The following is a 21,082-nucleotide window of genomic DNA, read 5'->3' as shown; positions in this document are numbered from 1 at the left end:
CCGGTTATGCCTTCGACAGTTAACCCCTTGTCGTCATTTAGCTAAGGGCTGCGGCGGGTTCGCCCCGCCCCCATCGACAAATCCATCGGGCGGTTTGCAGAACCTTCGTCGGGCAAGCAATCCGCCCGAACGGTTTGCTGATCCTTTTGCCCAGCGCAGCTTTGCGAGTGCCCCGCTTGCCTTAAGGGCTCGCCACCCATAGTCCAAAGTCGTCGCAGACTCAAACGCCCGCCGGAGCGGCGGGCGTTTGAGTAGTGTCATGTTAGAGCGGGGTGTGACAGGCCACTTTGCGCGCGCCCAGATCGCGCAGCTCTGGCGCTTCGCTGCGACAGAGATCCGTCGCGAGGCTGCAGCGCGGATTGAAGAAACAACCCTTGGGCGGGTTCAGCGGCGAGGGGATCTCGCCCTTGATCGCGCGGAACTCCTGCGCATCCAGCGTGACGCGCGGGGCGGCGTCGCCAAGCGCGCTTGTATAGGGGTGGCGCGGATCGCTGAGCACTTCGGCGGCGTCACCGATCTCGATGAGCTTGCCCAGATACATCACCGCCACCCGGTCACAGAGGTGGCGCACCACGTTCAGGTCATGGCTGATGAAGATGTAGGACAGCCCCCGTTCGCGCCGCAGCCGTGCCAAGAGGTTGATCACTTGGGCTTGGATCGAGACGTCGAGTGCCGCCACCGGTTCATCGCAGATCACCAGATCGGGCTTCATCGCCAAGGCCCGGGCGATGCCAAAGCGTTGCCGCTGCCCGCCCGAGACTTGGTGCGGATAGCGCTGCGCCAGCACCGGGTCAATGCCGCAATCGGCGAAGATGCCCGCAAGATAGTCCTTCAGTTCAGCCGCCGGTACGATGTTATGCACCCGCACCCCTTCGGCAATTTGATCGCCAAGCCGCATGCGAGGATCCAGAGAACCCAGCGGATCTTGGAACACCATCTGGATTTTAAGCCGATCTTTGCGCGCCATCGCGGCAAGGGTTTCCCCTTTATAGGTGATCGCCCCTTGGTCGGGCGTGATCAGCCCGGTGATCAGGCGGGCCACCGTCGATTTGCCGCAACCAGATTCACCCACCAAGCCAAGCGCCTCGCCCGGGCCCAGATCAAAGCTGATGTCGTTGACCGCGCGCACGGCCTTTTGCACCGGGCGCTTGCCGGTGGTCAGAAGCGACGCCGCGACCGCCACCGCCGAGGGTTTCTGCACGAATTTGCGCCCCAGGTTGCGAACAGAAAGAAGGGGGGCGGTCATGCGCGGTCTCCTTCGGACAACGGGTTAAAGCAGGCGAATGCGCCGGTCGGGGTCTGCGTCATCACCGGCTGGTTGCTGCGGCAGGCCTCTTTTGCGCGGAGACAGCGCGGGTTAAAGGCGCAACCCGGCGGCAAGGCCGAGGGGGATGGCATCAGTCCGGGGATTTGACGCAGATCTTGACCTCGCTGGGCGGCCGAAGGCACCGAATCCAACAGCCCTTGGGTATAGGGGTGTTTGGGGCGCGACAGCACCTCTTGGGTTGGGCCGCATTCGACGATCCGGCCCGCATACATCACCGCAATGCGGTCTGCGATGCCCGACACCACCGCCAGATCATGGGTCACCCAGACCAGCGCCGTCCCGCTTTCGCGGCAAAGCGCCTTCATTTCCGAGAGGATCTGCGCCTGAATGGTCACGTCCAAAGCGGTCGTCGCCTCATCGGCGAGGATCAGATCGGGGTCATTCAAAAGCGCCGTCGCAATGGCGATCCGCTGGCGCATACCACCCGAAAGCTGGTGGGGATAGTTGAGGAAGCGCTCTTCCGGCGCGGGGATGCCCACCTTGCGCAGGGCCTCGATGCAGAGACGGCGCGCCTCGGCGCTCGGCATCTTGCGGTGGCCTTGCACGGCCTCCAGCATCTGCGCATCGATGCGCAGCACCGGATTCAGCGTCGCCATCGGATCTTGGAAGATCATCGCGATCCGGTTGCCGCGCAAAGACCGCAGCGCCTTCGCATCGGCTTTGAGAAGGTCTTGGCCTTGGAACAGGATCTCACCGCCCGAGGCGCGCCCCGGTTTGGCCAAAAGCCCCATCACCGCCTTTGAAAGCACCGATTTGCCCGAGCCGCTTTCGCCGACAAGTCCAAGGATCTCGCCCTTCTCAACTGCAAGATCGATCCCGTGCAACACGCGCAGATCGCCCTGCCGCATCGGAAAGACCACTTCAAGGTTCTTGATTTCCAGCAACATCACTGCCTCCGGGTCTTGGGGTTGAGGATGTCGCGCAGATGGTCACCCACCAAGTTCAGCGAGACGATGGTGAAGAGAAGCGCCACCCCGGGGAAGATGCTCAGCCAATAGCGGCCCGCCTGCATATAGCCGTAGCCATTGGCGATCTGTTGGCCGAGCGAGGGCTCGGTGAGCGGCAGGCCGATGCCGAGGAAGGAAAGCGTGGCTTCCAGCGCAATGGCCGAGGCCACCTGCATGGTCACGATCACGATCAGCGGCGGGATGCAGTTCGGCAGCAGGTGCCGCAGCACGATGCGGAAGTGGCTGAAGCCCAGCACATGCGTGGCCTCGATATATTCGCGGCCCTTTTCGACCAGCGCGAGGCCACGGATGGTGCGGGCGTAATAGGCCCATTGCACCGCCACCAGCGCGAGGATGATCTTGTCCGTCCCCTGCCCCAGCACCGCAACAAGGATCATGGCGATGAGGATCGCGGGGAAGGACAGCTGGAGTTCCACCAAACGCATGATGAGCGTGTCTGTGAGACCGCCCGCATAGGCCGCGATCAAGCCAACGATACAGCCGATGCCAAAGGCGATGAAGGCCGAAGCCGCGCCCACCGCCAGCGAAGTGCGCAACCCGTAGAGGATCGAGGACCAGACATCACGGCCCTGATCATCGGTGCCGAGCATGAAGACCTGCCCCATGCCCCCCGTTGATCCGGGCGGCAGGTTGCCGTCCATGAAGTCGAGGGTCATCAGATCATAGGGGTTTTGCGGCGCGATATAGGGGGCGAAGATCGCGCAGATGATCACCGCCAAAAGGCCAAAGAAGCCCAGAACCGCAAAGGGGTTGGCGGTGAAGTCGCTCACCAGCTCTCCCATCGGGGTCTGGCTGAAGGGGGGCTTCGTCACGGGAATATTTCCGCTCATTTCGCGCCTCCGGTCCGCACGCGCGGATCAAGCAGCGTGTAGGTCAGATCGACGATCAGGTTGATCACGATGAAGATGAAGACGGTGATCATCAGGTAAGCCACGATCACAGGACGATCGAGCACGGTGATCGCGTTGATCAACAGCTTGCCCATGCCCGGCCAAGCGTAGATTGACTCGGTCACCACCGCGAAGGCGAGGATATTGCCGAACTCAAGCCCCATCACGGTGATCACTGGCAGCATGATGTTGCGCAGCACATGTTTGAACACGATCCGGGTCTCGGACACGCCCTTGGCGCGGGCAAAGGCCACATAATCCGAGGTCATCTGTTCGCGCACGCCGCCGCGCACCATGCGCAGCACCAGCGCCAGCTTGAAGAGCGCGAGGTTGAAGGCGGGCAGCAGCAGATGCTGGAAACCATCCCAGGTCAGGAAGGCGAAGGGCACGCCGAAAAGCTCGCGCGTCTCGCCGCGCCCGCCTGAGGGCAGCCAGCCAAGCGTCACCGCAAAGCCCATGATAAGCAGCAGCCCCACCCAAAAGGTCGGCAGCGAGAACATGAAGATCGAGATCGTCATCAAAAGACGGTCGGCCCAGGATCCGGGTTTCAGCCCGGCCCAAAGCCCCATCGGCAGACCAATCGCCACCGCGATCAGCATGGCCATGACGGCAAGTTCAAAGGTCGCGGGCAGACGCGACAAGATCAACTCAGACGCGGATTGGTTATAGACAAAGCTCTTGCCCATATCGCCCTGAAGCGCATTGCCCACGAAGGTCAGATATTGGCGCCACATCGGCTGATCGAGGCCGAGCGCCACGATGGCCGCTTGGCGTTCTGCCTCGCTGGCGGCGGGGTCGATCATAACATCTACGGGGTTGCCGATGGCAAAAACGCCGACGAAGACGAGCAGTGACATCACCGCAAGCACGCCGACGGCTTGCAACAGGCGTCTTACCAAAAACTGCAGCATGGCTAGGGGCTCTCTGTGTTCAGGGGGGCCTTTTGGCCCCCCTGTTGGTCGGGATAAGGCGAGCTTATTCAGCCGCGGCGGTGTCGATGATGGTGTAGGCGTCAGCACGCGGTTCGAAGGTGATGCCTTTGCGCGCAGCCCAGAGGTTGTTTTGGAAATGGATCGGGATCAGGCCGTGCTGCTCGCCGATGCCGTATTCCGCCGCTGCAGCCGCCTTGGCGTTGCGCTCGGCTTCATCCAGCGTCTGCATCGCCTCGGTGATCATGCCGTCGAACTTGGCGTCCGAGAAGCGACCGCGATTGGCTGAACCCGAAGCATTTTCCTCGTCATAGCTGTGGAGCAGCGCTTCCAGCGACGAGCCCTGCTCGCCGGTCGAGGACCCCCAGCCCAAGAGCATGAAGGAATAGGCCTGTTTCGAGGCATTGCCGAAATAGGTGGCTTTGGTCTCGGCCTGCACTGCAGTGGTGATGCCGATGCGGGTCAGATTCTGCGCGATGGCAAGGGCGACCTTCTCGTCGTTGACATAGCGGTCGTTCGAGGTTTGCAGCGTAATCTTGAAGCCCTCGGGGAAGCCAGCTTCGGTCAGCAGTTCCTTGGCGCGGTTCGCGTCATAGGCGGGCGCGGGCAGGTTCTCAGAGGCACCGGCAAAACCGACATCCAAGAGCTGGCCTGCGGGTTTGGCCGCGCCATCCATGATCGCGCGGGCAATGCCTTCGCGGTTGATCGCGAGCGAAAGCGCTTCACGGACGCGAACATCCTTCAGCGGGTTCTGGATCTTGGAACCGTCATTGGCAGTGACGAAGGGGGTGTCGTCGCGCTCGGTATCCATGTGGAGATAGATCGCGAGGTTCGAGGGCTTCTCGAAGACGGTGAATTTGGCGTCTTCGCGGATCTTGCCCGCGTCCGAGGTTGGCAGCGCGTCGATCAGATCGACATCCCCCGATTGCAGCGCCGCAAGGCGGGCAGCATCGTTCTGGATCGGACGCAGTTCAGCGGCCTCAAAATGCGGCTTGTCGCCCCAATAAGCGTCGTTGCGCGCCAGATGCAGGGTCTCTTCCGGGGCCCATTTGGTCACGCTAAACGGGCCGGTGCCAATCGCCAGCGCGCCCGAGTTGAAGGCGGCGCTGTCGATCTCGGTGATCGAGGCGGCAGCCGAGGGGTTGGCTGCCAGATAGGCTTCCGCCGATTGTTTCGACACGATCGAGAATTGCGCCAGATCGCTGGCCAGCAGCGGCACCGGGCCGGAGGTTTTGATGCGCAAAGTCAGATCATCGACGACTTCGATGGCTTCGATGGACTTGACGAATTTGGTGAAGGCCGAGGGCGAATTCGGCACGCTCGGGATGCGCTCGACCGAGTAGATCACGTCGCTGGCCTCAAAATCGGTGCCATCGTGGAACGTCACGCCGGCGCGCAGTTTGATTTCCCAGGTGGTCTCGTCGATCGGGGTCCAGCTTTCCGCCAGCGCCGGGACCAGACGCATATTCGCGTCCATATGGACCAGACGGTCAAAGACGTTGCGCATCATCGCGTTGTTGGTCGCGATGTTGTGGAAATGCGGGTCCAGCGAGCTTGGCCCGGCGGCGAGGCCGACGCGAAGGGTGTCGGCCGCAAGCGGCGAGGCGCTCAACGCGACGGCGAGCAAGGCAGCAGTCGAAAGTTTCTTCATCACGCAGTCCTTTGTTGGGGGTTCTTGGGGCGGCACAGCCCTGCTGGAGCCAAGTGCTGAACAACAAAATTCACGACATCAGCTTCGCATTGCGGATCATCGGCCACGCGGTGTCCGCAATTGGGGTAAAGGATGACCTTGGTATTGGGGTAATCAGCCAAGACCTCGGCCCCATGTCCGATCACCTGGTCGGTACTGGCCAAGGATCCCTGCGCGCCAAAGAATGGGTCCTTGGCGCCGATCACGTTCAGGATCGGACAGTTGATGTCGTGCGGGAATGTCATGTCGCGGCCGAAGTAACTATCTTCCATCGACCAGGCGAGGATAACGCGGGGGCAATTACGCTGGGGGCGCCAAGTTGCCGCAGCCACCGCCCCTTCAGACAGCCCAATCACCGCAAGGCGATCAAGGTCGAACAATCCCGCCTTTTGAAGCCGATAAAGGCAATAATCGATCTCTTTGCGGCGCAGGTCATGCACCCGCTGATAGACCTCCATCGGCGCGGGCGACTGATAGCTGATCCGGTTTGGCACCAGATGGCTGCGCGGCGCCAGAAAGGCCAGCCCCAGCCCATTAAACCACTGCGCCACCGCCTTATCCTGCCCGCGGTCGGTCGATCCGGTCTGGAAAATCACCAATGGCAGATCAGCAAGCGCCGCAGGATCCAGCGCAAGATCCGACAACTCGCCCGCGCGCCCATCGGGCAGCGACAGCCAGGCGCGGTCAAAAACGACCTCTGCTCCGGGCCAGAGCGCGATCAGGGGGGGAGGAGTGTGGACATCAGACATGGCCCTGCGTTTTTCATGCTTTTGTTACATCATCAAATCTTATAATCATGCATAAAGTGCATGAATAACGGAGGCGCTCGCATGGAATATCCTGACTGGACCCTGCGAGAGCTGTGGCTGTTCCAACAGGTGATGGAGCTGGGCACCGTGACCGCCGCCGCGGATCGGCTTGGGTTAAGCCAGCCTGCCGCTTCGCGGATGCTGGCGTCGTTTGAGCGCAAAACCGGCAAGTTGCTCTTTGACCGGGTGGGCCGCAATCTGTTGCCGACCGCTGCCGCTCAGGGCGTTTTACAACAAGCAAATGCCGTGTTGTCGGCGGCAAACGGACCGGCAGTGCCCCCCAACCTTGGGCCATCCGTGCTCCGGGTCGGCGCGCCGCCATTTTTCGCCCATGGGTTTATCCCCGAGGCGCTTGGCCGCTTTGCCAGCCTGATGCCGGAGTGCCAAATCCGGCTTGAGATCCGCTCGACCCCGGTGATCTTGGACGCGCTGAATGAAGAAGATCTGGATATCGGTATCACCGACACCCAGCAGCGCAGTCCGAACCTCGTCAGCATAAATTTTCGCCGCGCGCGGCTGTACTGCTTTGCCTCGCCCAGCACCAAGCTTGCGCAAAAGGCAGTGGCGTATCCTGCCGATCTGATTGATGAAAAACTGGTCTTGCTGACGCGGCGCCACGGCTCACGCGCCTTTATCGAGCGTCAGCTCTTAAGCGAAGGCGCCACCCCCCGCGAGATGCTGGAGGCGTCTTCGGGCGAAGCGGCGCTTTGGCTGGCGCATCACTTCAAAGGCGTCGCGCTCATGAGCACCTTTCCCATCATCGGCTATCTACCGGTGCCTTTGGTGCCGGTGCCTTTTGAGCCTGAGTTCCGCTATGACGCGCAATTCTTGATGCCCCGCAAGATCGCCCCCACGGCCACATTGCGATTGTTCATGAAAGCCGTCCGCGACACCGCCGAGGCGCAAAATGCGTTTTCGCAGGCCGTGACACCGATACGTTGAAGCCTTGCCGTCGCAAGAGCTGAGGGTCGCTTATATGTTTGATTCCACGCCTTAATGCTGCGTCCTTTTTCGTTGACTTAGAAGGATGGCCTTCAGGGCAAATTCGTCATAGGAGCGCCACGACCACCGCGGGATGTCCGAGCAGAAATAATGAGTTCTTGCCCGTGACGCTGCCCCCTCGGAGCTAATCCAGTTTGATTTAGACTCTGGCCTACATGAGAGAACCAGAGATGAAGCGAAACTGGTTCACCGAAGAACAGACTTTTTTAGGATGTCGCGCTCCTAAATTGCGCGCGCTAGCTCTTTCTTAACTCGGCGCAACTCGGCTTCAATCTCGGTATCCGCCTGCCGCAGGTGGCTATTTTGGAAAACTGGGCTGTCGAAGTTAAGAGTGACCTAAACCGCGCCGGGTTTGTCGGAGGCTCCAACTCCTGAGTAAGGTGGAGCATCATGAGCAAGGCAACGAACAAGTTTTCTCCGGAAGTGCGTGAACGCGCGGTGCGGTTGGTCCTGGACAATGAGGGTCAGCATGGATCGCGGTGGCAGGCGGTCATGTCGATTTCGGCGAAGATCGGGTGCGCGCCGCAGACCTTGAACGATTGGGTCAAGAAGGCCGAGGTTGATAGCGGCAAGCGTCCGGGCGTCTCCAGCGAGATGGCCGAGAAGATGAAGGCGCTGGAACGCGAGAACCGCGAGCTGCGCCAGGCGAATGAGATCCTTCGCAAGGGTGAGCCAGTGCAGGCGCCACTGGTTCAAGCCCACTGGCGAACGCATATTTTGCGATGGTGCGAAAGGCAGAGCGGCACTGCTTCGAGCACTGCCTGTAGCGGCTCGACCGCCGGTCGAAGTGATGGTGGGTTTTATCGACGCGCATCGGGATGCGCACGGGGTCGAGCCGATTTGCAGCGTGCTGCCGATTGCCCTGTCCACCTATTATGAACATCTGGCCAAGCGGGCCGATCCGGCGCGGCTGTCGGATCGGGCGCGCCGGGACGAGGCTCTGCGCCCCGAGATCCTTCGGGTCTTCGAAGAGAACTGGCGGGTCTACGGCGTCCGGAAGGTCTGGCGACAGCTTGGCCGTGAGGGCTTCGATGTCGCGCGATGCACGATGGCACGGCTGATGAAGAGCATGGGTATTCAGGGCATTATCCGCGGCAAGCCGCACAGGACGACGGTCCCGGACAAGAAAGCCCCCCGTCCACTGGACAAGGTGAACCGCCAGTTCCGCGTTCCGGCCCCGAACATGCTGTGGGTGTCGGATTTCACCTATGTCGCCACCTGGAAGGGTTTCGTCTATGTCGCCTTTGTCATCGATGCCTATGCTCGCAAGATCGTTGGCTGGCGCGTCAGCAGTTCGGCGCATGCGGGGTTCGTTCTGGATGCCCTGGAACAGGCGGTGCATGATCGCCGCCCGGGAAAGGGCATGGGGCGTTCGCCATTGGGCTTGAACCAATGGCGCCACAATGGCTCACCACCACAGCGACAGGGGCTCGCAATACCTGTCTATTCGCTACACTGAGCGCTTGGCGGAGGCTGGTATCGAACCCTCGGTTGGCAGCGTCGGCGACAGTTACGACAACGCCTTGGCCGAGACGATCAATGGCCTGTTCAAGGCTGAGGTCATCCACCGCCGTGGCCCATGGCGCAGCTTGGAAGCCGTGGAATACGCGACGCTCGAATGGGTGGACTGGTTCAACAACCGCCGTCTTCTCGAGCCCATAGGGAACATCCCGCCCGCAGAAGCCGAGGCCAACTTCTATGCACCTCTGGAAACTGAAGCCATGGCCGCGTAACTAACGTCAATCAGCCTCCGGCAAACCCGGCGCGGTTCACATCCCAGCATGGCGGCACGCTACAGCGAAGAGGTCGAACTGCTGTCGACCGCCCTTTATGACGAGGGCCTGCGGTTTGAAGCCTCGAACATCCTGCGCAGCCTGATCGATGAGATCCGCATGATCCCTGATCCGACCACGCCTGCGAAGCATGACATTGAACTTATTGGTGATTTGGCAGGGATTTTGCATCTGATGAATGCGGATAACAAAAGACCCCCGGCAAAGCTCGGGGGTTCGATTGGGTGGAGGTCGGATTCTTTGGTTGCGGGGGCAGGATTGGGCCTTCACCGAACGGCCATTGTGCTGATCCATCGCGCCACTAGATTCGGAGCCTGAGAGCTCAGCGCGCTATAACAACACAAACAAACGAAGCACCCTTTCAGACGCCGACCCTATGCACTGTCTGGAATTTGCCGCGCACACGTCAGTCTTGCATGGTTTCGATACTAGATGGCGTTGTTAGATGAATAGAAACCAGTCTCCGATTGCCCTACCAATGCCGGCGGTTAAGCGGCAAACTTCGCGCCAAACCTGTTCCACCAGAACCGCACCATTTCGTGGCTGACCTCGATCCCACGATCATGCAGCACATCGTCGACGTTTCGCACCAAAAGCGGAAACCGAATCCAGACCATCGCCGCTAGGCAAATGATCTCACGACTGGTGTTGAAAGAGCGAAAGGAAGAGGTCTGGTCATTCGGCGATGGCTTATACCCCGCGCCGCCCCGTTCAAGCGGTTCCTCTGACAATACCCGGCGTCTCGATTAGTCTTCAAAGCTGCCGCTGCTGAGAATTTGCTCGCTGGCGCGGCGGATGTGAGACCGCATAAGGGATTCCGCCAGCTCAGCCTCGCGGATCTTCAGCGCTCGGATGATTTGCCAATGCTCGTGCGAGGCCACTTCCTTACGTTCGGGCACGGCACCCGACATGCGACGATAGATCCGCAGCAAATGGTAAAGGTCGCCGCAAAGGATACTGATGATCCGCTGATTGCCGCCTTCGCGCACGATCCGCTCATGGAAATCGAACGGCGCTGCGTCGGGCTGGCGGGCCCGTTCGACATCCTGCTCCAGCGCAAGGATTTTCACATCGGTCATGTTCTGGGCGGCCAAACGGCATGAAAAGCCCTCCAAGGCCTCGCGGGTTTCGAACAGCTCGACCACGCCGCGGCGGGTCAAGGTGACGACGCGCGCGCGAACGTAAGGTTCGCGTGTGACCAGCTGAATACCTTGCAGCCGCCGGATCGCCTCACGCACGGGGCCACGGCTGACGCCGAAAGCGGTGGCAAGGGTGGACTCATTGACGAAGGCGCCGGGCGGCAACTCGCAGGTCAAGATCATGTTAAGGATCTTATCAAAGACCTCATCGCCCCGCGTATCACTGCGCGGCACCGATGAATTTTCGTCCGCCTGCGCGATCTCTGTGCTGCTCAATGCATTCGCCTGTTTCTATAGACTGCCGACTGTGGTGCTACGGCGGCCCTGCTTTTACAACTTTGGCCGCCGCAACCGCTATCGATTAACGCGAAATAAACGCTTCGTAAATTTCAGCCGCAGCAAGGGCGCCATCGACCGTTTCCAGATCGCCCACAATCGCCTTGACCGAACCGGGCACCAAACTGTGCAACTCATCGAGATACCGCTTCAATGGATCGCGTTCGCTGGAAGACACCATGGTGTTAACGCTGACAAGAGGCAAGCGGTCGCGCTTCGCGAACCGCGCCGCGGCCGAGTAAGACATGTTATAGGTCTCAAGCGCTTTCAGCACCTCGACCACAAATTCATGCAGAACCTCGGGCTCGGGCATGTCGATATGGCGGCGGTTGGCCTCTTTGCGCTGATACCAAGGCGCGAAGAGATATTGGTCGCGGCAATAGTGCCAAGCCCAATTGAACTGACTGCCCATCATGTCGGGTTTGATGGTGGGAGAGTTATGATCGATATGGTTCTGGCGCTGCGTGCTGTCCCACAGACCCATATTGTCGATGATCAGCCGCCGCACGCGGGCGGGCTGCTGGATCGAGGCCTCGGTCGCGATCGAGGCACCGGTATGGGTGCCCAGCAGGCAGCATTCTTCGATGCCAAGCGCGTCAATCGCCTGCCATGTGGCATTGGCGAAATCGGCGATTTCAGGCGTGCCCGACAGCGGCGAGGAATCGCCATTGCCGCGCGTGTCCAGCGCAATCGTCCAGCGTTTAGCGCCCATTGCCTGCAAAAGCGGCTTTAGCATCAGCCCCGAACCGGGCGAGGGATGCATCAAGATCAGTGGGATGCCGGTCTGTTCGCCGGCGGTGCGGTAATGCACCTGACCGCCGGGAACATCGACAAAGCCGCGACGGATGGTCGGGGTTGCCATCACTTTGCCTCCGCGGGTTTGCGGGCGCGGATGATGGTCCAAGGCAGGCGCCACTTCTCGCCAAGACCTTGATCATCTTCGGCAAAGGGGATGATCTCGACATCGGTGAAGCCGACCTTCTCATGCTCGGCCACCATATCCATCTCGGCCAGTTCGCGCATGAAGGGTTCAGCGTTGCGATCCGAATGGCCAAGATAAAGCGCGCGCAGGAAGTTGATCGGCGGCGGCAAGAAATCAAGGTGCGAGCTGATGCCACCCGGCTCGAGCACGCGGAAGGCTTCTGCGATCAGCTCACGGATCGCATCGGCCGGCATCTCATGCAAAAGCATGGTCGAGGTGAAGAGGTCAAAGCTTGCATCGGCAAAGGGCACTTTCACGCCATCGGCCTGCACGAAATGCACCCGGTTCTCATCCGGGCGGCCTTCGGCCAGATGCGCAGAAAGACGCACGCAAGATCCCGAAAGGTCCACACCCACCGCCGTGGCTTCGGGGAGCGCGTTGGTGAAGCAGAAGGTGCTGCGCCCAAAGCCGCACCCAATGTCGATCACCCGCTTCACTTTCGCGTCGCCCAAAAGGGCCTGCACATAGCGCGCATGCAGATCGGCTTTGCCGACAACGCCGCCCGCAGCGCTTGCGCTTTCGCGGTAGATCACCGCCGCCAGCGGGTCTTCACGCAACCCACCGGGGTGGTTATGGAAGTCGTTTTCTTCATAATAGTCAGGCAATTGCAGGGCCGGATCTTCAGTCAGGCGATTGCCACCGACGGGGGCAGCCATCAGCGCCTCGATCTCATCGCGCTGCGCATTCGCCGCCGGGACCACGCCCCAACGACCCTCGTATTTCATCTTTTGAAGATTGTGCTCAAGCCAGCCGAAGAACTGGTGCTTGGGCTGCTGGTGCAACTCCGCCTCAAAAGCCGCAAAATTCTCTGGCTCTTGGTTCGGCAGTGCAGCCGCCTCATCGCGCATAGAGCGATAGAGCGGACCCGCCCAAAGCTTGCGGAAGGCACCGATGAAGGCTTGGTAGGATTGCGTCTCGGCATCAAGACGCAGACGGGCGAAATTCGGATTAGTCATAAGAGGCTCCGCTCTTGATCAGGGCTTAGGCTTGGACAAGGCCGCCAAAAACATGCTGCACAAAGGCATCGGCATCCGCGGCGGCATTGGCTTGCGGCGCAGCCTCTGCACCCGCCTCTAGCCGCGCCACGCGGTCGCGCAACACATTCACCTCGGCCGCCAAGGCAACGACGGATTGGAACAGCCGCTCGGTCACGGGGTCTGCAAAGAAGGTTTGCGGGATGTTGGACATGCGTCTTCTCCTAGAGGGATGGGGCAAAGCGGGCCGGCAAGATGTGCTGCCCGAAAATATCCTGATAGGTCTCGGCCTTGCGGATCAGTTCAACGCTGCCGTCCTTGCACAAAAGCACGCCAGCGGGGCGCGGCACACCGTTGAATTGATTGGCGAAAACCTCGGCATACATGCCAGCGTCCAGCACAGCGACCAGATCGCCGCGTGAAAGAGATGGCAGGGCGCGATCCGCCCCGATGACCGAGCGGAAGCAGGTGCCGCCAACGATCTGGCTGAGCTGATCCATCGGATCGAGCATCCGGTTGGCGGGCAAAAGATCATGCCGGAAGCCGCCGGTCTCGATCCGTTGCAGATTGTTGGTGCTGGCGTCGAGATGCACCCAGCGCAGGCCCGCATCCTCTTTGACCGCGCCGACCGAGGCCAGCAGCACCTGCGCATTGCCAACGATATAGCGCCCCGGCTCGACCCAAAGCGCGGGCGTCACGTTCAAGGGCGCAATCGCCGCTTCCAGTGCCGAGACGGCGGCCTCGACCTGGCCCTCGATCGGGGTCAGGACGACATCATCGCCGCGTTGCTCAGGCTCACGTTCGCGCGACCAGCCGCCGCCAATGTCCAAGACCTTGGGCAGGAACTCTGTGGCAAGGCTCAGCCGGGTCACCAAGACGCCAAACGCCCCGGCGATCGCGGCAAAGGCCAAAGGATCGGTGGAGAGATGGCCGATGTGGCAGGAAAACCCGGTGACATCCGTGGCGGGCGAAGCAAGAAGATCGCGCAGGATCGGCAGGGCGGCAGGCTCGGTAAAGCCCCATTTCGCCCTGCGCACCGATTCAACTCCCGCCCCGTGTTTCAGGCCCGAGCCCCGCATAACGTGGTTCAGCTCTTCGGGCAGAACCTTCAGGCGCAGGTTGGTCTTGGCCACCAGCCCGGTTTGGCGGTGAATCTCTTCGATGAAACCAAGCTCATCACTGCCGTCGATGTTGATCGTGACCCCGGCGGCCATTGCAACGGCGATTTGCTGCGCGGTCTTGTCGCTGCCATTCAGCGCAACCTGAGCCCTATCGGTCCCAGTCTCAAGCGTTGCACGCAGCTCGGCATCGCCAAAGCAATCCCCCCCTGCACCCAAGAGCGACAGCAGCGCGCGGATGGCCAGATTGTTGTTGCACTTCAAAGAGTAAAGCACACGCACCTCTCCCCGCCACCATTGCGAAAAGGCGGTCAGGATGCGGGCGTAATTCGCTTCAAACGTCTCTTCGACCGAGACGACCAGCGGAGAGCCATATTGCGCGACAAGGTCGCTGGCGCTGTAGCCCGCGATGGCCAATTGCCCCGCTGCATCCACCGTCAAGCGGTCGCTGAAGATGCTCAGCCGATTGAGAAGATCAGCACCAGTTTCGGCTGCGCGTGTCATGGTTTCGTCGCGGTCACATCAATATGGTCGGGCACAAGATGGGTGCCGAAAATATCGGCATAGGTCTCGCGGCGACGGATAAGATCGGCCCGCCCCGCTGCGACCAAGACATTGGCCGGGCGCGGCATCCCGTTGAATTGGTTAGAGATAACCTCGGCATACATGCCCGCATCCAGAAAGGCGACCACATCGCCGCGCTTGAGGTCGGGCATCGGGCGGCCGCCCGCCAGAAGCGAAGGGATGCAGGTCGGGCCGACGATATCGGTGGTCGCCTCATAAGGCGCGTGCATCCGATCAGCGGGCAAAACGTGATACCAACTGCGGCTGGTCTCAATGCGCATCAGATGGTTGGTGCTGGCATCCATATGGGTCCACACCCGGCCAAGATCCTTGCGTACGGCCCCCACGCGCCCCAGCAAAAGCACCGCATTGCCAACAAGATAGCGCCCCGGCTCCAGCCAAAGCTTTGGCAGCGGGCGCCCCCCAAGGGCCTGCGTCAGCGCCTGCGCGACGGCGGCGGCGTAATCCCCGATCGCATGCGGGTTCATCGCCGATTGGCGCGATTCCGGTTCGCGCTGACGCGGCCAGCCGCCGCCAAGATCCAAAACCTCGGGCCAGAATCCGGTCTCGGCTTGCAGCGCAATGGCCACTTTCGCCAGCTCCGCCGCTCCCACAGCCGCCGCCTCGGGCAGGTTCGAGAAGCGGCCAACATGGCTTGAAAGCCCGATCAGCTTCAGCCTCGGCTCGGCCAAGATCAGCTGCACCAAGCGCAGCGCCTCGGGCAAGGAGGCGCCCCATTTTGAGGCTGCAAGAGCGTCACTGATCTTATCGGCGGATTTGAAAAACGCGCTGTCGAACTGGTCGAAGGCCTCGGAATGCAGCTTGATGCGCAGGTTCACCCGCGCGGGATGCGCCGCCGAGCTGAGCCCTGCAATGACGGCAATTTCGTCTTCATGGTCGATGTTGATCACCGAGCCATGGGACAAAGCCAGCGCGATCTCATCGCGCGATTTGTCCGAGCCGTTCAGAATGATCCGGTCCCCCGGCACGCCGTTCTCCAGCGTGGCGCGGTATTCATTCAGCCCAAAGCATTCGCCGCCGATCTGCTCCTGGCTAAGAATATGCCTAATCGCCAAGGTGTTATTGGTCTTGATCGCGTAGAAGACCTCAACCCCGGCAGGCCAATGGGCGTTGAAGGCCGCAAGGATGCTATGGCAATTTTGCCGCAGCGTGCTTTCGACCGTCACATATAGCGGCGAGCCGAATTGCGCGACAAGATCGCTGGCGCGATGCCCGTCGATCCGCAGATGGCCCTCGGGATCGACCTCCAAGACATCACTCGGAATCCGAATTTCCGAAAGCTGTGTCTGGCCGATCTGATCCATCTTACTGCTCACCATAGCGTTCTGACCGTTCGGCCGTGGTTAAGAGCTTGCGCTCCAACTCTTGCGCCTCATCAAAGCCCATCAGGCTCCAAATATCCTCGATGCTGGCCAAGAGATCGGGCCGATCAACCGGCACACCGGTTTCGATCACGGTCTTCATCTCTTTCAACACCAAGGTCATCGCCTTGATCGAGGCCGCAGGCAACATACGCGGCAGACTGACACGTTTCACCCCCAGAGATTTCAGCTCGGGAATGCTGAAAAGCGGCGTGGTCGGGCGGGACCGAATGCCAAAGCCCATATTCACCGTAACAGGCACATCGCCAGCGGCTTCAACGATACGGGCGATCTGCTCGCGCGACTTCACCGCATCGGGGAAGATCATATCGGCGCCGGCGGCGACATAAGCTTTCACCCGCGCAACCGCACCCTCGATCCCCTCCAAAGCCAAAGAATCGGTGCGCGCAATGATCACAAAATCATCGTCGCGGCGCGCAAGGCAGGCTGCCTCGACTTTCTTAACCATCTCATCACAGGACACGACGTTCTTGCCGGGCATATGACCGCAGCGCTTGGGACTGACTTGGTCTTCCAAGTTCACCCCCGCAACACCCGCCTCTTCAAAGCGTTGCACGGTGAAATGCACATTGACCGGGTTGCCATAGCCATTGTCCGCATCGGCCGTAAGCGGGATCGAGATCGCCCGCGCCAGATTGCGGCAATGCGCAACATTCTCGCTCAGCCCCATGAAGCCAAGATCCTCAACGCCCAGCAGAGAGTTGGCGATCGCAGCGCCAGACGTGCAGGCAGAGGCAAAACCCGCTGCCTCAGCCAGCCGCGCGCTATAGCCATCATACACGCCGGGCGAGACAAGGAAATCCGATGTCTTAATCAGCTGCCGCAGGGCGGCGGTCATCTTGGTCATACCCGTTCCAGTCTTTGCATGGTCGGCCTCAGGCACCCCCATAGGCACCCACTTGATGCCCTCCCTTAATTTGCACGCCCATTAGTGTCAACACTTTCAAACAAAAGCCCTAAAACTTTTCAACTTGCAGACAGATTTACGGGAATTGTCACGATAATTGCAGATAATACGCCAAAAACTGTTGACCACAATCTCGCCATCCATATAGTCAGCCGCAGAATGGAGTTCACCGTGGCGCATCAAGATTTGCACCTGTCCGGCACAAGTGTCGCCCTGCACCGCCTTCACCAAGAGGCGGCAGCGCGGGGCGTCGACCTAGCCTCGCTGCCCTATGCCATCCGCACCATGGTGGAAAACCTGCTGCGCCATCAGGCCTCGGGCGGCGCGACAGAGGATGACCTGCAAAGCGCGCTGAACTGGCGGCAAAACAAAGGGCGCGGCATTCCGCTGCATGTCACCCGGGTGATCTTGCCCGATTCCAGCGGCATCCCAGTCTTGCAGGGGATTGCCACTTTGCGCGACGCCGTCGACACGGCTGGTGGCGATCCGCTCACGGTTGAGCCCCGCGTCCCGGTCGACGTGATCGTCGACCATTCGCTTCAGGTCGACCATTTCGGTTCCAAAGATGCGGAAGCTTTGAACCTTGCCGTCGAATTTCACCGCAATGATGAGCGGTATCGCTTTTTGAAATGGGCCGAGCAGGCCTTTGACAATATCACCGTGCATCCGCCGGGCTCAGGCATCATTCACCAGCTCAATCTTGAGAAGATTGCCACGGTGATTGCGGTTTCAGGTCCAGAGCATACGAAAACGGCACATCCCGAGTTCGTCTTGGGTGGCGACTCGCATACCCCGATGGTCAATGCCTTGGGCGTTTTGGGCTGGGGCGTTGGCGGCTTGGATGCCGAGGCCGCCATGCTGGGCTATCCGCATGTCTATCCGATGCCGGAGGTCGTTGGCCTGCGGCTGAATGGCCGGCTTGGACCGGGCGTCACCACCACCGATCTCGCACTTACGGCGACCCAAAGGCTGCGCGCCGAAGGCGTGATTGCGGCGATCGTGGAATATATCGGCGAAGGCGTCAGCAGTCTTTCCGTCCCGGAGCGTGCGACACTGGCCAATATGGCGCCCGAATATGGGGCGACCGCTGGCTTCTTCCCGGTCGATGCGCAGACGCTGACCTACCTCAACGCGACCCGTTCGCCCGAACATGCGCGCTTTGTCGAAGACTATTGCCGCGCCAATGGCCTTTTGCGCGAAACAAGCACCCCCGAGCCCAGCTATTCGCGGGTCATTGAGATTGACCTGAGTGAGGTCAAACGCAGCGTCGCTGGCCCGGCCCGCCCGCAGGACCGGCTGGCTTTGCCGCAAGTGGCGCAGGATTTCCGTCGCCGCTTGGAGCTTTCCAAAACCGAGGGCGGTTTCGCGGCCAAACCCGCAGCGCAATCAGGGCTTACCCATGGCGCCTTGGCCATTGCCGCCATCACGGCCTGCACCAATACCTCGAACCCGTCGGTGATGATCGCCGCCGGCCTTATTGCCAAACGCGCCACCGAACTGGGCCTTCAGGTTCCGGCCCATGTGAAAACGTCGCTGGCGCCCGGTTCGCGCAATGTCGCGCGCTATCTGGACGAACTTGGCCTGCTTTCTGCGCTGGCCGAGATCGGCTTTCACGTCATCGGTTATGGCTGCACCACCTGCGGCGGCAAATCTGGCCCGCTGGTGCCCGCGATGGCCGAGACGATTGACCAGGGCGAGCTTGTGGCGGCGGCCGCGCTCTCAGGCAATCGCAACTTCGAAGGTCGGATCCACCGCCAGATCCGCGCCAATTACATCATGTCGCCGCCTCTGGTGATCGCTTTCGCCTTGGCAGGACGGATCGACATTGACCTTGAAACCGAACCGCTTGGCCTGAACGCCAAGGGGCAACCGGTGATGCTGGCCGATCTCTGGCCCGCCGATGACACTGTGGCTGCGCTGGTTGCGGCGGCGGCCAAACCCCAGCCCAGCCCGAATCCGGTGCAAACCGTGGGCAGCCAGCTTTGGCAATCCTTGCAAGCGCCGGTCGGGCCGCGCTTTGCCTGGGATGCAAGTTCGAGCTATCTCTTGCCCTCGCCCTTCTTCGATAAGGCCGCAGGCGCGGGCGATCGTTCGGATGAGATCGCGGGCGCGCGGGTTTTGGGCGCCTATGGTGACTCTCTCACCACCGACCATATCTCGCCCGGTGGCGAGATCCCGATGGACAGCGCGGCAGGGCTTTACCTGCAATCACTGGGGATCGAGCGGCAGGCCTTCAACACCTATGTGGCGCGGCGCTGCAACCATGAGGTGATGGCCCGCGCGACCTTCGCCAATCTGCGGATCAAGAACCTCCTCGTCCCCGAGGTTGAAGGCGGCGTGACCCGGCTTCTGCCGGAGATGGAGATGATGACGGTCCACGCTGCGGCCGAGGTCTACCGTCACCGCGGCCTGCCCCTGGTCGTCCTTGGCGGCAAGGAATACGGCACCGGCTCCAGCCGCGATTGGGCGGCCAAAGGCTCTGTCCTTTTGGGCGTGCAGGCGGTCATCGCCGAAAGTTTTGAGCGTATCCACCGCTCGAACCTTGTCTCTTTGGGCATTTTGCCCCTGCGCTTCCAGCCCGGCGAGGGCTGGCGCCAGCTTGGCCTTACGGGGCAAGAGCCGATCACCATCACCGGCATCCGCAATGCCATCGCGCGCGGCGCGCCCTTGCAAGTGCAGGCTGGTGAGGTCGCTTTCACCGTGACGCTGGATGCCTCCACCGAAAGTGAGCGGCAGCTGCTCAGCAATGGCGGGCTTTTGCGCGCTGTTTTGAATGACTTCGTGGGCGATGCAGCGCCTGCCGCGCAAAAGGATGCACAAGCATGACCTTGGATCTTCTGTTGAAAGATGGCGAGATCGTCTTTCCCGGCCGCGGCCTTCGCAAGGGCTCGATCGGGGTCAGCAAGGGCAAGATCGTCGGCATTTACAGCCAAAGCGCAGAGCCTGCCGCGCGTGAGGTGGTGGATTGCCGCGACAAATGGGTGCTGCCGGGGCTAATTGATCCCCATACCCACATCGGTTTTGGCTCAAACGAAACCGATTTCCAGACCGAATCCCGCTCGGCCGCTTTGGGTGGCGTGACGGGGATGATGACGTTTCACCGCTCGGATGATCTGACGAAATCGACCGGCCCTTGGAAAGAGCGCGGACAGGCGCAGTCCCTGATCGACTTTGGCTTCCATTTCGGCATCACCAGCCACCAACAACTGCAAAGCCTTGCCGTCTGCGCCCAGACCCATGGCGTAACGTCGGTCAAGGTTTACCTGATGTATAAGGGCAAAGCCGGTCAGGCCAAGGGCTTCACCGAGGTTGATGACGGGCTGCTTTACGCCGCGATGGAGACCACGGCCAAGATCCGAGGCGGCGTGGTGGGCGTGCATTGCGAGAATGTCGAGGTGATCCCGCATTTCCGCACCCGCTTGAAAGAGGCGGGCCGCGATGATCTGGCGGTTTGGGACGAGCAAAGCCCCGGCTTCCTTGAGGCTGAGAACGTCTTCCGTGTGATGTATTTCGGCGAAAAGACCGGCTGCCCGGTGAACATCGTCCATATGTCCAGCGCCGAAAGCCTTGAGATCGTGCGCCGGATGCGCAAGCGCGGCGGCCCGGCGGTCCATATCGAGACTTGCAGCCATTACCTCTCGCTGACCCGCGATGCCGGTTGCGGCATCTTGGGCAAGGTGAACCCGCCCTTGCGCCAGCAAGCCGATGTCGAGGCGCTTTGGGAAGGCGTAGCCGAGGGGCTGATCACCACGATCGGCTCGGACCATGTGCCGCGCAAAGTGGCAACCAAAGGCGACAGCATCTGGACCGCGACCGCTGGCTTCCCCGGCATTGGCACGCTTTTGCCGGTGCTGTTGCACGAAGGCGTCCATAAGCGCAGCCTGCCGATTGAGCTGATTGCTGCTGCAACCAGCGCAAATGTGGCCCGGCTTTATTCGATCCCCAACAAGGGCGATATCGCCGTTGGCATGGATGCCGATCTGGTCGTGGTCGACCCTGACCGCCAGATCACCATCGACCATGAAACCCAGCTTTCGCATTCGGATTACACGCCTTATCAAGGTCTTACGATGCAAAGCGCGCCCTGCCGCACCATCTTGCGCGGCCGCACTATCGCCGTAGACGGCCAGCTTCTGGATGACGCCTACACCAGCCCCTCGGGCCAATATCTGCACCGCAGCTGATCTAGGGTCAGGACCCATTGATTATCCACTCGCGGCGTGATTCAGGCTCCGCGAGGAGACTGACAGA

General features: G+C 60.9%; 17 protein-coding genes, 2 pseudogenes and 1 other annotated feature. Of the genes and pseudogenes, 5 read left to right on the top strand and 14 right to left on the bottom strand.

The genetic code is table 11. The features are described from left to right. Positions 1-262: 262 nt before the first annotated feature. The 6 genes from Q9295_RS16335 to Q9295_RS16310 all read right to left on the bottom strand — a co-directional run bounded on the left by Q9295_RS16335 (position 263) and on the right by Q9295_RS16310 (position 6,553). Positions 263-1,246, bottom strand: a complete 984-nt coding sequence (locus tag Q9295_RS16335) for an ABC transporter ATP-binding protein (protein ID WP_306681658.1) — start codon at positions 1,244-1,246, stop codon at positions 263-265. Further along, positions 1,243-2,214 carry an ABC transporter ATP-binding protein gene (locus tag Q9295_RS16330; protein ID WP_306681657.1) on the bottom strand — a complete coding sequence of 324 codons (972 nt, stop codon included), beginning with the start codon at positions 2,212-2,214 and terminating at the stop codon, positions 1,243-1,245. The genes Q9295_RS16335 and Q9295_RS16330 overlap by 4 nt, the downstream gene beginning before the upstream one ends. After that, positions 2,214-3,125 (bottom strand): ABC transporter permease, encoded by a 912-nt coding sequence (locus Q9295_RS16325; protein WP_306681655.1) that lies wholly within the window; start codon positions 3,123-3,125, stop codon positions 2,214-2,216. The genes Q9295_RS16330 and Q9295_RS16325 overlap by 1 nt, the downstream gene beginning before the upstream one ends. After that, positions 3,122-4,096 (bottom strand): ABC transporter permease, encoded by a 975-nt coding sequence (locus Q9295_RS16320; protein ID WP_306681654.1) that lies wholly within the window; start codon positions 4,094-4,096, stop codon positions 3,122-3,124. The genes Q9295_RS16325 and Q9295_RS16320 overlap by 4 nt, the downstream gene beginning before the upstream one ends. Positions 4,097-4,160: 64 nt before the next feature. Further along, the gene (locus tag Q9295_RS16315) at positions 4,161-5,765 is read right to left on the bottom strand and encodes an ABC transporter substrate-binding protein (protein ID WP_306681653.1); all 1,605 of its coding nucleotides are present in this window, start codon (positions 5,763-5,765) and stop codon (positions 4,161-4,163) included. Then, positions 5,765-6,553, bottom strand: a complete 789-nt coding sequence (locus Q9295_RS16310) for an alpha/beta hydrolase (RefSeq protein ID WP_306681652.1) — start codon at positions 6,551-6,553, stop codon at positions 5,765-5,767. Before Q9295_RS16310 ends, Q9295_RS16315 begins: the two co-directional genes overlap by 1 nt. Before the next feature lie 81 nt (positions 6,554-6,634). Between Q9295_RS16310 and Q9295_RS16305 the strand changes: the two genes are divergently transcribed. The 3 genes and pseudogenes from Q9295_RS16305 (at position 6,635) to Q9295_RS16295 (ending at position 9,726) form a co-directional block, all read left to right on the top strand. Then, positions 6,635-7,555 carry a LysR family transcriptional regulator gene (locus tag Q9295_RS16305; RefSeq protein ID WP_306681651.1) on the top strand — a complete coding sequence of 307 codons (921 nt, stop codon included), beginning with the start codon at positions 6,635-6,637 and terminating at the stop codon, positions 7,553-7,555. Positions 7,556-8,005: 450 nt separating this feature from the next. Continuing rightward, positions 8,006-9,348: pseudogene (locus Q9295_RS16300) on the top strand (IS3 family transposase). Further along, positions 8,325-8,480, top strand: a sequence feature (AL1L pseudoknot). Its footprint overlaps the pseudogene before it by 156 nt. Positions 9,349-9,396: 48 nt before the next feature. Continuing rightward, positions 9,397-9,726 (top strand): hypothetical protein, encoded by a 330-nt coding sequence (locus Q9295_RS16295; protein ID WP_306681650.1) that lies wholly within the window; start codon positions 9,397-9,399, stop codon positions 9,724-9,726. A gap of 173 nt (positions 9,727-9,899) precedes the next feature. Here Q9295_RS16295 and Q9295_RS18010 read toward each other — a convergent pair. From Q9295_RS18010 to Q9295_RS16255, 8 genes and pseudogenes are all read right to left on the bottom strand, one after another. Beyond that, positions 9,900-10,043: pseudogene (locus tag Q9295_RS18010) on the bottom strand (IS6 family transposase); the annotation flags it as partial. Between the two features lie 111 nt (positions 10,044-10,154). Then, positions 10,155-10,823: a GntR family transcriptional regulator gene (locus Q9295_RS16285; protein ID WP_306681649.1), complete on the bottom strand. Its 669-nt coding sequence runs from the start codon at positions 10,821-10,823 to the stop codon at positions 10,155-10,157. Positions 10,824-10,908: 85 nt separating this feature from the next. Further along, the gene (locus Q9295_RS16280) at positions 10,909-11,745 is read right to left on the bottom strand and encodes an alpha/beta hydrolase (protein ID WP_306681648.1); all 837 of its coding nucleotides are present in this window, start codon (positions 11,743-11,745) and stop codon (positions 10,909-10,911) included. Next, positions 11,745-12,821: a class I SAM-dependent methyltransferase gene (locus Q9295_RS16275; protein WP_306681647.1), complete on the bottom strand. Its 1,077-nt coding sequence runs from the start codon at positions 12,819-12,821 to the stop codon at positions 11,745-11,747. Before Q9295_RS16275 ends, Q9295_RS16280 begins: the two co-directional genes overlap by 1 nt. Positions 12,822-12,846: 25 nt before the next feature. Beyond that, positions 12,847-13,053, bottom strand: a complete 207-nt coding sequence (locus Q9295_RS16270; RefSeq protein ID WP_306681646.1) for a hypothetical protein — start codon at positions 13,051-13,053, stop codon at positions 12,847-12,849. Positions 13,054-13,063: 10 nt separating this feature from the next. Next, entirely contained in the window at positions 13,064-14,461 is a 1,398-nt protein-coding gene (locus tag Q9295_RS16265) for a diaminopimelate decarboxylase family protein (RefSeq protein ID WP_306681645.1), read from the bottom strand. Next, a complete protein-coding gene (locus tag Q9295_RS16260) occupies positions 14,458-15,858 on the bottom strand; it encodes a diaminopimelate decarboxylase family protein (protein WP_306681644.1) in 1,401 nt (466 codons plus the stop codon). Before Q9295_RS16260 ends, Q9295_RS16265 begins: the two co-directional genes overlap by 4 nt. Then, entirely contained in the window at positions 15,848-16,771 is a 924-nt protein-coding gene (locus Q9295_RS16255; RefSeq protein WP_306681643.1) for an isocitrate lyase/PEP mutase family protein, read from the bottom strand. The genes Q9295_RS16260 and Q9295_RS16255 overlap by 11 nt, the downstream gene beginning before the upstream one ends. 231 nt (positions 16,772-17,002) lie before the next feature. On the opposite strand from Q9295_RS16255, the gene acnA reads away from it, so the two are divergent. Together acnA and Q9295_RS16245 are read left to right on the top strand one after the other, a co-directional pair. Then, complete coding sequence (gene acnA, locus Q9295_RS16250) at positions 17,003-19,657, top strand: aconitate hydratase AcnA (RefSeq protein WP_306681642.1); 2,655 nt, start codon at positions 17,003-17,005, stop codon at positions 19,655-19,657. Continuing rightward, positions 19,654-21,015: a dihydroorotase gene (locus Q9295_RS16245; protein ID WP_306681641.1), complete on the top strand. Its 1,362-nt coding sequence runs from the start codon at positions 19,654-19,656 to the stop codon at positions 21,013-21,015. The genes acnA and Q9295_RS16245 overlap by 4 nt, the downstream gene beginning before the upstream one ends. Positions 21,016-21,082: the final 67 nt, after the last annotated feature.

The organism is Pseudogemmobacter lacusdianii (assembly GCF_030848395.1).
Taxonomy (GTDB): domain Bacteria; phylum Pseudomonadota; class Alphaproteobacteria; order Rhodobacterales; family Rhodobacteraceae; genus Pseudogemmobacter; species Pseudogemmobacter lacusdianii.
The sequence above is the reverse complement of the archived record's forward strand: the minus strand, read 5'-3'. Positions and strand labels throughout refer to the sequence as shown.